We start from the raw sequence: 13,802 nt of genomic DNA, 5'->3' as shown, positions 1-13,802 counted from the left end.
ACTCAGGCGCTCGGCGAGTCGCGCACAGCCTTCTCGCGAATCCACTCCTGGGCCGCTGCGGGAGCGATCGGTGGAGACCACAAGTATCCCTGCGCGTAGCGGACCCCTAGCCTGCGGAGTTCCTCGACTTGCTGCGGAGTCTCGACGCCTTCGCCGACCACATCGAGTTCGAGGGCGCGTCCGAGGCCGACGATGGCGCCGATGATCGAGGTGGCGCTCGCGTTGTCCTCCCCGATCGCAGCGACGAACGAGCGGTCGATCTTGACCGTGTGCGCCGGAATCTGGTGAAGGTAGCTGAGAGAGGAGTAGCCGGTGCCGAAGTCGTCGAGCGAAACGCGCACGCCGAGCTCTCGCAAGGCGGTGACGTTCTGCACCGCGACATCGCTGCGACTCATCACCATCGATTCGGTGAGCTCGAGATGGAGCGCCGCCGGCTCCGCCCTCGTCTGAGCCAGCGTTCTGGCGACGGCGGCCGGAAACTCCGGATCCTGCACCTGCCGGGCCGAGAGATTCACGGCGACGAAGAGGTCGCGGGCGCCGGGAACGTCCATGCGCCACAGCTGAAGTTGCATCAGCGCCTCCCGAAGCACCCATTCGCCGATCGCGAGGATCATGCCGGTCTCCTCGGCGATCGACATGAACTCGGCCGGAGCGAGGAGGCCACGAGACGGATGCTGCCATCGCACCAGCGCCTCGAACCCGATCGTCCTCTCGGTGTGCACGTCGACGATCGGCTGATACACGAGCCGAAGCTCATCGCGTTCGAGAGCGCCACCGAGCTGCGATTCCGTTTCCAGACGTGAGGACGCGAGTGCCTGCATCTGGTGGTCGAAGACCGCGACGTGGGTGCGATCGCGCTCCTTCGCCTGGTACATCGCCACGTCGGACTTTCGCAGCAGGGTCTCCGCGTCGTCACCGGCCTCGGCCATCACGACACCGACGCTCAGCGTCACGTACACCTGCTGGCCCTCGAGATCAAAGGGTGCCCGCGTTGCGTCGACGATCCGACCGGCCAGCCGCTCGGCGTTCTCCGGAGTGATGTCTTCGCAGACGATGACGAACTCGTCTCCGCCGAAACGAGCAAGCGTGTCGGTCGGGCGCACGGCCGAACGGAGGCGATCGGCGATCTGCACGAGCAAGGCGTCGCCGGCGGCGTGGCCGCGAGCGTCGTTGATGACCTTGAACTTGTTGACATCGACGAACAGCACGCTGACTCGATCGGCTGCCCGATGGGCGAGCACCTGGTCGATCTTCTCCGACAGGAAGGCGCGGTTACCGAGGCCGGTCAACGGGTCGTGCGTCGCCTGGTGGATCAGCGCGTCCTCCGCCTGCTTGCGGTCGGAGACATCCTGGAGCTGAAGGAAGAAGTGCGACGGGTCGCCCTGTTCGTTGCGCACCAGCGAGATCGTCTCCTGGGCCCAGACGACGTCACCGTTCGGAGTGACCAGCGCCCGTTCAGTCGTTGCGCTGCAAGTGCGATACCGGCCGTGATTGCCGATCAGCCTGGCCATCAGGTCTTCGTCGCCGCGTTCGCCGGGCGAGACGAAGTCCAGCATCCGCTTGCCGAGAATCTCCGACTCGCTCCGCGCAAGGATCGAGCACACTGCCGAGTTGATGCGTGTGAGCCGCCCCTCGAGGTCGGCCATCGCCAGGCCGACATGCGAGTGCTCGAAGCTGAGGCTGAAGTTGATCTCCGCCTCGCGCTGGCGAGCCATCGCGTGATGGAGCGTCGTCACGTCCATCGTGGTGCCGACGATCTTGACGGGCGTGCCGTGGTCGTCAGTTTCCACTCGCATCCGGGAGCGCGTCCACCTGACCTCGCCGGTCGGCCTGACGATGCGGAACGTGACGCCGTCGACCGACTCGCCGCCGTCGACCCGCTGCCAGATCGCCTGGGTCTCAGCGAGATCATCAGGGTGAATGGTGCTGAGCAACAGCTCGCGCGACGGGCCGAGCGTCTTGTCGAGCCCGAGCAGTCGCCAGTACTCGTCGGACCACCATCTCTCGCCGGTCACGAGATTGATCTCGAAGCTGCCGACGTGCGCGAGCCTCTGCGCCTCGGCGAGGCGCGCCCTGTCGGCCTCGGCAGCTTCTCGAAGACCGCGCAACTCGTCTTCGACGAGTTTCCGGTCGCTGATGTCGCGGATGGCACTGCACACAAGGGCGCCGCGCTCCGTCTCGATCGGAGAGAGCGAGATCTCGACCGGGAATTCGCTGCCGTCGCTCCGGCGACCGTGCAGTTCAAGCCCGGACCCCATGCGGCGCGTCCGAGGGTTCCGGCCGTACCCGTGCCGGTGACCGTCGTGCCGGTGCCGGTGCCGCTCGGGCACGAGCACCTCGATCTGCTGACCTTCGAGCTCGCCGGGTTGGTATTGGAAGAGCAGTTCGGCCTGACTGTTCGTCAGCACGATCGTGCCGGCGTCGTTCACCACGACCATCGCGTCGGGTGCGGCCTCAAGAAGGTCGCGAAGCTCACTTTGGGGCTCAAGTGGCGTTTCGAGAGGTTCGATCACGAGACAGTCCGTTCCGGAAGGCAAACTCGCTCAGGCACTCAACCGCTGTGAGCTCTCTTCAAAAAGTAACACCCTTCGGTGGGCGCAAATGGCGTGCCGACTTGCGGCCGACAGGGCCGACGCCCAGAACTCGTCAACACGCGAAGCGCCCTGCCGGCGTGTGAGTCGGTGACCACGAAATGGGATTCGGATGCGCGAAGATGTGGAGCGGTGCCGATTCCTGAGTCCATCTGACCGTGCGGCGCAGTCCCGAGCGAGATCAACGAGGAGCGATCATCGACAGCCTTGCGCCCAGCGCTCTGTTCAAGTCAGCAGCCGGCGAAGCCGCCTACATGAAGGCGTATGAGGAGACGCTGTCGCTGTGGGATGTCCCGTATACCTCTTCCTTCGTCGACACGGAGTTCGGTCGAACGCATGTCCTGCAGGCCGGCCCGGCCAGCGCGCCGGCGCTCGTGCTGCTCCACGGCTTCGGTTTCGGTGCTGGCATGTGGTACCCGAACGTGAAGGCGTGGAGCGCGAACCACCGGGTGATCGCAGTCGACGTCGTCGGTGAGTTCAACCGAACCATCACCTCGAGATCGCTCGGCGCCAAACAGCACTACGTCGAGTGGCTCAGTCAGGTGCTCGATGGCTTGGATGTGAGGGAGGCTGTCTTCGTCGGCCATTCCAACGGAGGTTGGCATGCCCTCAACTTCGCGATCCGACGACCAGAGAAGGTCGCCGGACTCGCGCTGCTCGCGCCCGCGGCATCCTTTCTCAACTTCAGTTGGCAGTTCCCCGTGCGATTGATCACCATCAACGTGATCCGTACCCGACAGACGATCATCGAGTTCTTCGGCAAGTGGATGCTCGCCAAGGGGAACGAGATCGAGCCCCACCTGTTCGAGCAGTTCTACCAAGGCATCATGCACTTCGGATGGAAGCACAAGATCGTCAGGCCCTCCCGCTTCTCTCGCGAGGAGCTCGCAGCGGTTTCTGCGCCGGGACTCTTCCTCGTCGGCGACCAGGAAGTGATCTACTCCACCGAGAAGGCCGTGCGGAAGGTTCGCGAGTTGCGTCCTGACTTCGAGGTGGACGTGATCCCCGGCGCCGGGCACGGGCTGTCGGTGGAGCAACCGGAAATCGTCAACGCCCGAGTGCTCGAGTTCCTGCGCACGCTGAACCTCGCCGCTTCCGATTCCGCGACGCTGTGAACCACTCCCGCGCGAAGTAAGCGTGGAAGCGGAAGGTTCTGTGCCCGGGCCGTTCGGGGCTTCGTGCGGGCAGCGCCAGGGCGCCCTGCCGAGGCTCCGCGAGTAGGGCTACCGTGTGGGGCAATCACGGCAGCTACCGTCGCCACGGAGGAGAGTCAGTCATGAAGGCAGTCCGGTTCTACGGCAGAGAAGATGTACGCGTCGAAGACATCGAAGAGCCGCAGGTGCGACCCGGGACGGTGAAGATCAGGCCGGCCTTCAACGGCATCTGCGGCAGCGATCTGCACCTGTACCACGACGGGCCGATGCCTCCGGCTCCGACCTCGGACTCTCCGCATCCGCTGTCGGGCGAAACGCTTCCCGTCGTGCTCGGGCACGAGTTCTCAGGAGTCGTGGAAGAGCTCGGCGACGGGGTCGAGGGTCTCGCAGTCGGAGATCATGTCGTCGTTGAGCCCTTGATGGTCGACGGGACTTGCCCCGCTTGTCAGAAGGGCGCCTACAACCTCTGCGAACAGATGGGGTTCATCGGCATCTCGGGGCGCGGCGGGGGGCTGAGCGAGCACATCGTGGTCGAGGAGCGTTGGGTGCACCCCGTGGGCGACATGCCGCTCGACCAGGCCGCGATGATCGAGCCCTTGTCGGTTGCCCTTCACTCGGTCAAGCACGCCCAAGCGAAGGCGGGCCAGACGGCGGTCGTCGGTGGCGCGGGGCCGATCGGATTGCTCGTCGCCGCGGTGCTGAAGGCATTCGGCGTCAAGACGATCGTCAGCGAGGTGTCGAAGATCCGTCGCGAGACGGCCGCGTCGACCGGCGTCGCGGATGTCGTGGTAGACCCTGCGAACGAAGACCTGAAGTCGGTCGTCCTCGCCGAGACGAACGGCGCGGGCGCCGATCTGGCCTTCGATGCAGCTGGCGTCGGCGTCGTCGTCAATCAGTTGCTCGAGGTGCTTGGGGGCAACGGGCGTCTCGAGATCGTCGCCATCCACTCGAAGCCGATCGAGCTCAACATCGTCGCGCAGCTGACCATGCAAGACCGTCAGATCGGCAGCTCCATCGGCTACGCGAACGACCACGCGGAGGCCATCGAACTCGTGCGCAGCGGCAAGATCGACCTGCAACCGTTCATCACCAGCCGCATCCGCCCCGACGAGATCGTCGAGAAGGGCTTCGAGCGCCTCATCACGAACAAGGACAGCGAGGTCAAGATCCTCGTCGAGATGAGCTGACCTGGCGAGCTCGGCGAAGCGAGACGAAAGGTGGCGCGGGTGGAGGTTCTGCAGGTCACTCAGCACGCCGAAGACGTTGACCGCGCGAGCCGGTTCTACCAAGCGCTGCTCGGCTACGCGCCTATCCGCGTGTTCGATCACCCAAAACAGGTGTACTTCACCGTCGGCCCGCTGCGGCTGCTGATTGAAGAAGCAGCGCCGTCATCGCTCTTCTACCTGCAGGTCGACAACGTTCGAGACGCCGTCTCGAACCTGCGCGCACAGGGCATCGAGATCCTGGCCGAACCGCGCCTGCAGTTCAGTCACGGCCTCGACCACGACGCCGACCTCTTCGGACCAGCGGATGCCGACGAGTGGGTCGCGCTGGTTCGCGACAGCGAGGGCAACCCTCTCGGCCTGATGAGCCACGAGGCCCGCCACGAGCCGTGAACCTCACCACTCGCGCCGCAGCCGCAGGGCATTCGCTCAGGCGTGCTCAGGCGGGCTCGAGTTGCGGCCTCCATCCCGTCGACCCGGTTGGCTGCGACGCACCGCGCGACCGATCAGGAAGACGCCCGCACCGATCACCAGTGCCGGCCAGAGGTAGTTGAGGACGACGAACCATTCGGCGACGTTCAGTAGTACGACCACCGCGACCACAGCGAGCACCCCAGCGGGAATCCATGCCCACCACCGACGGGAAGCTCCGCCCGGAAGCGTCGCTACGAGCACGAAGGTGAGCGAAAGACCGAACAGCAGAATCGCTGCCGTGACCGGACCGGCCGAAGCGTCTGCCGCCGCAGTCACGACCGAGAGGGTGAGCAGCGCCCCGCCGGGGATCAGCGCCCACCAGCGCCCCGTGTCACGAAGATAGATCGCGAAGAAACCGATCGCGAGAGCGCCCAAGAACGGGACCTCGGTCCACTGGCCCCAGTACACCGGGTCCAGCTCCATGACGGTGACGACCGCCGCGCCCGCGAGAGCAGCACCGGGAATCGCAGCCCACCACTCTCGCCGCTCAACAGCGAACAAGTACCAGAAGCCCCCGCTCGCAGCAGCAAGCAGAATCGCCCACAAGACCCGGGGGCCATCCAGAACCGCCGACGCCTCGAGCAGCAGCACCACGCCCGCAAGGAGCACCAGCGCTCCGAAGTAGATCTGAAGTGGACGACGGCTCATGTCGGACCTTCCACGCTCGGCTGCACACGTCGGCTGGCGTCCGATGCCCGGTCGGATGCCCGCCCGCCGACTGGTCTCTGTCGGTTCGCGGATGATATCGCCCGACACCGCTGCAATGAAGGGCCTGAAGGCCCTGCAAGCGCATAGGGCGGTGGCCGCACTTCGCATGACACAACGCCGGCGATCGGTCCGTAACGCGACGAGTCCTGAATCTTCCGGCAGGTCCTCCGCGCGAAGCGATCCCCGCCGAAACGACTGAGTCGCGACCCGTTTCTCAACGTTGTCGCGACTCAGCACACTGTGTGCGCGAGGGGGGAGTTGAACCCCCACGCCCTTGCGGGCACTGGCACCTGAAGCCAGCGCGTCTGCCTATTCCGCCACTCGCGCGTGTGACACGGAGCCCGTGTCAACCCAGCGAGATTATCACACCGGCACAGCGCGCTTTGAATCGTTCGGGCTAACATCGGACACGGCCGCGACGGCATCCAGGATGCTTTCAACGGCCTCACAACAAGCACGAGTACGCGCGGCGAACGCACGCACCACCCGACCGAGGAGGTCGCTTGGGACTACTTGACAACTTCGAGCGAGGGCTCGAGCGGGTGGTCAACGGCGCCTTCGCGAAGAGCTTCAAGAGCGGCGTGCAGCCGCTCGAGCTCACGAGCGCCCTGAAGCGCGAGCTCGACACGCGCGCCGCCGTTGTGGCGCGAGACCGCATCCTCGTCCCGAACCAGTTCACGCTCGCCCTCGCTCCGCGCGACTACGAGCGCATGCGCCGCATCGGACCATCGCTGCAGAGCGAACTCGTGCAGCAGGTGCACCGCCACGCGTCCTCGCAGGGATACTCGTTCTCCGGCCCGGTGAGCGTCGACCTCGTCGAGCAGCAGGATCTCACCGAGGGAATGGTGCATGTCGAGTCGGTGAACCTCTCAGAGGCCGCAGTGACGTGGCAGCCGGTGCTCGACGTCAACGGGCAACGGCATCCCATCACGAAGGGTCGCACCATAGTCGGCCGTGGGTCCGAGGCAGATATCACGGTCAACGACGGCGGCATCTCGCGCAAGCACATCGAAGTGCTGTGGGACGGCAAGCGCGGACAGGTCAACGATCTCGGCTCGACGAACGGCTCGAAGCTCAATGGGCAGCCCCTGCGAAGCGCCGCGCTCGAACCCGATTCGGTGATCGACATCGGCAGAACCCGTATCGTGTTCAGGGTGCTTGCGCAATCAGCCCCGGCCAACGGCAGCAACCGAGAGCCCGGTGCCCGCCGATGAGTGAGCTGACGCTCCTCGTTCTGAAGCTGGGCTTTCTGGTCCTGCTGTGGGTGTTCGTCTTCATGATCGTGTACGCCCTGCGCTCCGATCTGTTCGGCCCGCGCGCGCGACGCCTGCCGGCGAGTGAGACTCCCGCGCCGCCGCTGCCGGCACCAGCACCGGCGCCGGCCCCCGTAGCTGCCGGCTCGCCCGTCGCCGCATCACTGCCCACCGCGCCGATCGGCTCCGACCAGCCGGCCACCGCGAGTCGTCTGGTCATCACGTCTGGCGCCAAAGAAGGCCTCGAAGTTCCGCTCACCGACGAGCAGCTCACAATCGGCCGCTCCTCCGAGTCGGGCCTGGTCATCAGAGACGACTACACCTCCACCCACCACGCGCGACTGCTGCGCTGGAAGGGCGAATGGATGCTCGAAGACCTCGGCTCGACCAACGGCACCTTCATCGGCGGCAACCGTGTGACCTCGCCGACCGCCGTTCCGCTGAACACCCCGGTCAAGATCGGCACGACGACCTTCGAATTGCGGCGGTAATCGCGTGGTCGTCATCTCGAAGAGCGCTGCGCTGTCGCATGTCGGAAAGATCCGGGCCAACAACCAGGATTCCGGCTACGCGGGCACGCATCTCTTCATGGTCGCCGACGGCATGGGCGGCCACGCCGGGGGCGATGTGGCATCCGCGATCGCGCTGCAGCACATCATTCAGGTCGATCGAGAGTTCGATTCGGCGCAGGATGCCGAGGCCGCCCTGCACAAGGCGTTGTCCGACGCGAACGTGAAACTCGCCGAGACCGTCTACGACCATCCCGAACTCACCGGCATGGGCACGACGGTCAGCGCTGTCCTGCGCGTGGGGCGCGAAGTCGCGATCGCCCACATCGGCGACAGCCGCATCTACCTCTTCCGCGACGGCGAGCTCAGCCAGATCACCGTCGACCACACCTTCGTTCAGCGCCTCGTCGACAGCGGACGCATCACGCAGGAGGAGGCCGCGGTGCACCCCCGCCGCTCGGTGCTCATGCGCGTGCTCGGCGATGTCGACGCCACTCCCGACATCGACACCATGGTGCTGACCACCCTGCCGGGCGATCGCTGGATGATCTGCTCCGACGGGCTCAGCAGCTACGTCTCCGAGGAGAAGATCCTCGCGACGCTCGCCAATGTGCCGCAGGCGCGGGATGCCGCGAGCCGGCTCGTGCGCGAGAGCCTCGACAACGGCGCGCCCGACAACGTCACCGTCGTCGTCGTGAACATCGACGGCAGCGACGACTCCGCATCGCAACCGCCGAGCATCGTCGGCTCCGCCGCGCTCCCCTTGACGTACGAGGGCGAGATCAACCGCGCCGCCCCCCGCCTGCCAACACTCCTGCTTCACCCGCTCAAAGCGACCAAGCCCGACCCCACCCACTTCGAGCCCGAGAGCGAGGAGTACCTCGACGAGCTCATCGACGAGGATCGCCGCCGTGCCCGACGCCGCAGGGTCACCTGGCTCACGATGGTGCTGCTGGCGATCGCGGCCATCGTGACGGGTATTGCACTCGCCTACAACTGGACGCAATCGCAGTACTACGTCGGCGCGGCCGAGGGCCGGGTCGCCATCTTCCAGGGCGTGCAGCAGGGCGTCGGGCCGATCTCGCTCTCACACGTCTACGAACCGACCGAGATCTGGCTCGACGACCTGCCGTACTACACGCGCACCAGCGTCGAAGCAACCATCAACGCCCGCAACCTCGACGATGCCCGAGCCATCATCGAACGGATCGACAATGCCGCCCAACGTTAGCCTCCCTGCGGGCCGAACCGGCCCGAATGACACGGGTGCCGGCACGCTGACAAGCAGCATCCGCATCAGGCTCCGCACGCCAGCCCGCCTCCGCAACCTCGAGCTCTTCCTGCTGGTGCTCGCCGGCGCTCTCGGACTCGGGGCGATGGCCCTCGGCCAGCTCGGAATGACGGGCGAGACGGATGCCGGCATCCTCTGGTCGTTCGCGATCCTCGGTGTCTTCGTGCTCGCGTTCCACGTCGTGCTGCGGGTGGTGGCGCCGAACGCCGACCCCTTCATCCTGCCGATCGTGTCGACGCTGAACGGCATCGGCATCGGCATGATCTACCGCCTCGACCTCTATAGCGGCACGACCGGGTGGGCGAGCGACGGCGTGAGGCAGATCGTCTGGACCGCGATCGCGATCGCGGCGGCCATCGCGGTGGTCATCGCGTTCCGCAATCACCGCGTGCTGCAGCGCTATCGCTATATCGCGATGTTCATCGGCATCGTGCTGCTGCTGCTGCCGCTGCTGCCCGGAATCGGTCGCGAAGTGAACGGCGCACGGGTCTGGATCAACATCGGCGTCGCCTCATTCCAGCCCGGCGAACTGGCGAAGATCGCCCTCGCGGTGTTCTTCGCCGGCTACCTCGTCACGGCACGCGACACCCTCTCGCTCGTCGGCAAGAAAGTGCTCGGCATCCGATTCCCAAGGATGCGTGACCTCGGCCCGATCCTGGTGATCTGGGCCGCCGCGATGGCGGTGCTCGTCTTCCAGCGAGACCTCGGCACGTCGCTGCTCTACTTCGGACTGTTCCTAGTGATGCTCTACGTGGCGACGGCGCGCGTCGGCTGGATCATCCTCGGACTCGTGCTCTTCATCGGCGGCGCCGTCGTCGCCAGCCAGACCCTCGGGTACGTGAACGGGCGCTTCAACGCCTGGCTCGATGCCTTCAACCCCGCGGTGTACGACTCGGTCGGCGGCAGCTACCAGCTCGTTCAGGGGCTCTTTGGCATGGCCTCCGGCGGGTTGCTCGGGAACGGCTGGGGCCTCGGCCGACCAGACCTCACGCCGCTGGCGAAGAGCGACTACATCTTCGCCGCGCTCGGTGAGGAGCTCGGGCTCGCCGGCGTCTTCGCGATTCTCGCCCTCATGCTGATTCTCGTGTCGCGAGGCTTCCGCATCGGGTTCAACGGGCAGGACGACTTCGGCCGGCTGCTCGCAGTGGGTCTCTCGTTCGTGATCGCGCTGCAGGTATTCATCGTGATCGGGGGCGTCACGCGAGTGATTCCGCTGACCGGGTTGACCACGCCGTTCCTCGCCGCCGGCGGTTCGTCGCTGTTGGCGAACTGGGTGATCGCGGCTCTGCTGCTGCGGCTGTCCGACACCGTGCGAAACCAACCGAGAGTGGTGGTGAGCCCATGACCCGTGAACTGCGCCGCCTGAGCATCGCTGTGCTCATCATGTTCCTCGCACTGTTCACATCGACGACGATCATCCAGGTCGTGCAGGCCGACGAGCTCCGCAACGACCCTCGGAACGCCCGTACGCTCTACTCGAGCTACTCGGCCGAACGCGGGCCGATCCTCGTCGACGGCACGCCCATCGCTCAGTCGGTGCCCGATGACAGCCAGTACAAATTCCAGCGCGTGTACCCATCGCCCGAGCTGTACGCGCCCATCACCGGCTACTTCACGCTCAACCAGGGCAACTCCGGTCTGGAAGGCGCCCTGAACGACTACCTCACGGGCACCTCGAACGCGCAGTTCCTCGACCAGATCACCGCGATCTTCACCGGACAGAACCCTAAGGGCGCCTCGGTTGAGACGACCATCGATCCCGTGGTGCAACAGGCGGCTTGGGATGCGCTGGGCGATCAGTCCGGTGCGATCATCGCGATCGAGCCGTCCAGCGGCGCCATTCTCGCGATGGTGTCGAAGCCGAGCTACGACCCGAACGCGCTGGCGCAGCACGACACGTCCGCCGTCATTCAGACCTATCAGGCCCTCAACGCCGATCCGGCGAACCCGCTGTACAACCGCACGATCGGCGGCAACCTCTACCACCCGGGTTCGGTCTTCAAGGTGCTCATGGCGGCGGCTGCGATCGACAGCGGCGAATTCGCTCCCGAAACGCAGATCCCGAACCCGCCGCAGCTCCAGCTGCCGCAGTCGTCGTCGATCGTGACGAACGCCGGCGGAAGCCTGTGCGGTGGCGGCGAGACCGTGAGCCTTGCGGATGCGTTGCGGCTCAGCTGCAACATCCCCTTCGCCCAGGTAGGGGCGCAACTCGGCGAGGCCACCATCTCGGACTACGCCAAGGCGTTCGGCTTCGGTGAGAGCCTCGAGATCCCCATGTCGACCACCGCCAGCGTCTACCCGAGCGACATGGACCAGGCCCACCTCATGCTGTCGTCGTTCGGTCAAGGCGACGACAGGGTCACACCCCTCCAGATCGCCATGATCAGCGCTGCGATCGCAAACGGCGGCACACTGATGGTGCCGACGCTCGTCGAATCGATCAACGCGCCCGACCTGAGCGAGATCAAGGGACCGAGCGCCGAGGTGTACAGCCAGCCGGTGACCGCGCAGACAGCGGAACTGGTGAAGCAGATGATGGTCGCCGGCGTCAGCAATGGAGCCGCGAGCAATGCCAGAATAGACGGAGTCGACGTGGCCGGTAAGACGGGGACTGCAGAGAACGGGGAGGGGGAACCCTACACGCTGTGGTTCACCGGATTCGCACCGGCCGACGACCCGAAGGTTGCGGTCGCGGTCGTGGTGGAGAACGGTGGGGGGCGCGGGCAGAACGCGTTCGGCAACCAGATCGCCGCCCCGATCGCTAAGCGAGTGCTTGAGGCGGTGCTGAGTAGATGAGACCCACGAGCGGGCTCACGTTCGGTGGCAGGTACCAACTGTCGTCACGCGTCGCCATCGGCGGCATGGGCGAGGTGTGGGAGGCAACCGACCTCATCATCGGTCGAACGGTCGCCATCAAGATCCTCAAAGACGAGTACATGGGCGACCCCGGCTTCCTCGAGCGGTTCCGCGCCGAAGCCCGTCACGCTGCGCTCGTGAACCACGAGGGCATCGCCAACGTCTACGACTACGGCGAAGAGGAGGGCAGCGCCTACCTTGTGATGGAGCTGGTGCCCGGCGAAGCCCTCAGCGCCATCATCGAGCGTGAACGGGTGCTCTCGAGCGACCGCGTGCTCGACATCGTCGCTCAGACCGCCAACGCCCTGCACGCCGCGCACAGCGCCGGTCTCGTGCACCGCGACATCAAGCCGGGAAACCTGCTCATCACGCCCGAAGGCCGAGTGAAGATCACCGACTTCGGCATCGCGCGGATCGCCGACCAGGTTCCGCTCACCGCGACCGGCCAGGTCATGGGCACCGTGCAGTACCTCGCGCCGGAGCAAGCGAGCGGGCAGCCGGCGACGCCGTCGACCGACATCTACTCACTGGGCATCGTCGCTTACGAGGCGCTCGCCGGCCGGCGGCCCTTCACGGGCGAGTCGCAGGTCGCGATCGCGATGGCGCAGATCAACGAAGCGCCGCCAGAGCTCCCCTCCACGGTCGCCGAACCGGTACGCAACCTGGTCTACTCGTCCATTGCCAAGAAGCCCGAGGACCGGCCCGCATCCGCTGCGCATCTCGCGCGAGCAGCGCAGGCCCTGCGTCGCGGCGACGTAGCCGGCGCGGCAGTGGCCGTGCCCGGCATCCTCGGCACCGGCGCCATTCCCACCGCGGCGGGCGGCGATGCTCCGACCCAGGTGCTTGGCGCCACCCAGGTGCTCGACCGCACCGACACGACGCCGGTCGAGGAGCAGCGCAAGCGCAATCCATGGACCTGGCCGCTCATCGCACTCATCGCACTGCTGGCGATCGTGCTCGCGGGCACGATCTTCGCGCTGCTGAACCGGGGGGCGGACGAAAACCCTGGCCCTTCCACAACAAGCAGCGCGCCAACCACTCCGCCGACGACATCGGAGCCTCCGAGCAGCCCACCGCCTACGAGCCAGACAGCGGCCGTTCTGCGCGATGAACTCCTCGGCCTGACGCAGGAGCAGGTCGCCGCGCGCCTCAATGAACTGGGGATGGGCTTCGCGCCGAGCATCGGCCGAGTCGCCCCGAGCCCGGGCGAAGTCGGCCTCTCGTACGAGGTCAGCCCATACGGCAACAACGTGCAGGTCGGCACGGTCATCAACGTCACGTTCTACGACGAGATCCCGCCGCCCCCGGCGCCGACCAAGCGGCCGGCTGCGCCAACCGTCGAGTCCGGCCCGGACGCACCTGCCCCCGGAGACGAGGTCACGGTTCGGTGGGCCACCTATGATGGCTGCCCCGCGGGCGCCCCGCTATCGGGCTATATCCTGACCGCCTCCAGTGGTGGAACGTTCGCGAATGGGACTCCGGGCGCCGACGCCACCCAGACGGTCTTCCGGATCGCCTCGGACTACACGGGCGACATCTCGATCTCGTACATCGCGAAGTGCGGCGACCAGACTTCGCCCAGCTCGCCAGCCACCACGTTCACCGTGGCTGCCCCTCCGACCGAGGGAACGCCCGGCGCCGGCACCGGCGGCTGACCGCCACATCTGGCGGCACGGATGACGCGTCTCGTCCGAAGTGGCTCTTGAGGAGTTCGAAGCCCCGCCTCGATTACACTTGCAACGC

Annotated in this window: 11 protein-coding genes and 1 tRNA gene; 9 read left to right on the top strand and 3 right to left on the bottom strand. The window is 66.2% G+C overall.

Annotation, left to right across the window (positions count from 1 at the left end):
• Positions 1-2: 2 nt before the first annotated feature.
• Positions 3-2,513, bottom strand: a complete 2,511-nt coding sequence (locus tag QF206_RS09355) for a sensor domain-containing protein (RefSeq protein ID WP_281488948.1) — start codon at positions 2,511-2,513, stop codon at positions 3-5.
• Positions 2,514-2,749: 236 nt separating this feature from the next.
• Between QF206_RS09355 and QF206_RS09350 the strand changes: the two genes are divergently transcribed.
• The 3 genes from QF206_RS09350 (at position 2,750) to QF206_RS09340 (ending at position 5,361) form a co-directional block, all read left to right on the top strand.
• Positions 2,750-3,706, top strand: coding sequence for an alpha/beta fold hydrolase (locus QF206_RS09350; RefSeq protein ID WP_281488947.1), 957 nt, complete (start codon positions 2,750-2,752; stop codon positions 3,704-3,706).
• Between the two features lie 161 nt (positions 3,707-3,867).
• Positions 3,868-4,932: a 2,3-butanediol dehydrogenase gene (locus QF206_RS09345; protein ID WP_281488946.1), complete on the top strand. Its 1,065-nt coding sequence runs from the start codon at positions 3,868-3,870 to the stop codon at positions 4,930-4,932.
• Positions 4,933-4,971: 39 nt separating this feature from the next.
• On the top strand, positions 4,972-5,361 hold the full coding sequence (locus QF206_RS09340; protein ID WP_281488945.1) for a VOC family protein: 390 nt from the start codon (positions 4,972-4,974) through the stop codon (positions 5,359-5,361).
• Positions 5,362-5,397: 36 nt separating this feature from the next.
• Here the strand turns inward: QF206_RS09340 and QF206_RS09335 are convergent, their stop codons facing one another.
• Both QF206_RS09335 and QF206_RS09330 read right to left on the bottom strand, forming a co-directional pair.
• Entirely contained in the window at positions 5,398-6,090 is a 693-nt protein-coding gene (locus QF206_RS09335) for a hypothetical protein (protein WP_281488944.1), read from the bottom strand.
• A gap of 303 nt (positions 6,091-6,393) precedes the next feature.
• Positions 6,394-6,477, bottom strand: a tRNA-Leu gene (locus QF206_RS09330).
• Positions 6,478-6,653: 176 nt separating this feature from the next.
• Here QF206_RS09330 and QF206_RS09325 point away from each other — a divergent pair.
• Genes QF206_RS09325 through QF206_RS09300 form a run of 6 tightly spaced genes read left to right on the top strand, consistent with a single transcriptional unit; the run spans position 6,654 to position 13,714 of the window.
• Entirely contained in the window at positions 6,654-7,364 is a 711-nt protein-coding gene (locus QF206_RS09325) for an FhaA domain-containing protein (RefSeq protein ID WP_281488943.1), read from the top strand.
• Positions 7,361-7,894: an FHA domain-containing protein FhaB/FipA gene (locus QF206_RS09320; RefSeq protein ID WP_281488942.1), complete on the top strand. Its 534-nt coding sequence runs from the start codon at positions 7,361-7,363 to the stop codon at positions 7,892-7,894. Before QF206_RS09325 ends, QF206_RS09320 begins: the two co-directional genes overlap by 4 nt.
• Positions 7,895-7,898: 4 nt before the next feature.
• Positions 7,899-9,143, top strand: coding sequence for a Stp1/IreP family PP2C-type Ser/Thr phosphatase (locus tag QF206_RS09315; RefSeq protein ID WP_281488941.1), 1,245 nt, complete (start codon positions 7,899-7,901; stop codon positions 9,141-9,143).
• On the top strand, positions 9,127-10,548 hold the full coding sequence (locus QF206_RS09310; protein ID WP_281488940.1) for an FtsW/RodA/SpoVE family cell cycle protein: 1,422 nt from the start codon (positions 9,127-9,129) through the stop codon (positions 10,546-10,548). The genes QF206_RS09315 and QF206_RS09310 overlap by 17 nt, the downstream gene beginning before the upstream one ends.
• Entirely contained in the window at positions 10,545-11,999 is a 1,455-nt protein-coding gene (locus QF206_RS09305) for a peptidoglycan D,D-transpeptidase FtsI family protein (RefSeq protein WP_281488939.1), read from the top strand. The genes QF206_RS09310 and QF206_RS09305 overlap by 4 nt, the downstream gene beginning before the upstream one ends.
• Entirely contained in the window at positions 11,996-13,714 is a 1,719-nt protein-coding gene (locus tag QF206_RS09300; RefSeq protein WP_281488938.1) for a serine/threonine-protein kinase, read from the top strand. Before QF206_RS09305 ends, QF206_RS09300 begins: the two co-directional genes overlap by 4 nt.
• The last annotated feature ends 88 nt before the right edge of the window (positions 13,715-13,802 follow it).

The sequence above is a fragment of the Ruicaihuangia caeni genome (genome assembly GCF_029952955.1).
Taxonomy (GTDB): Bacteria; Actinomycetota; Actinomycetes; order Actinomycetales; family Microbacteriaceae; genus Ruicaihuangia; species Ruicaihuangia caeni.
Note: the sequence above shows the minus strand (reverse complement) of the source record. Positions and strands in the feature narration are given on the sequence as shown.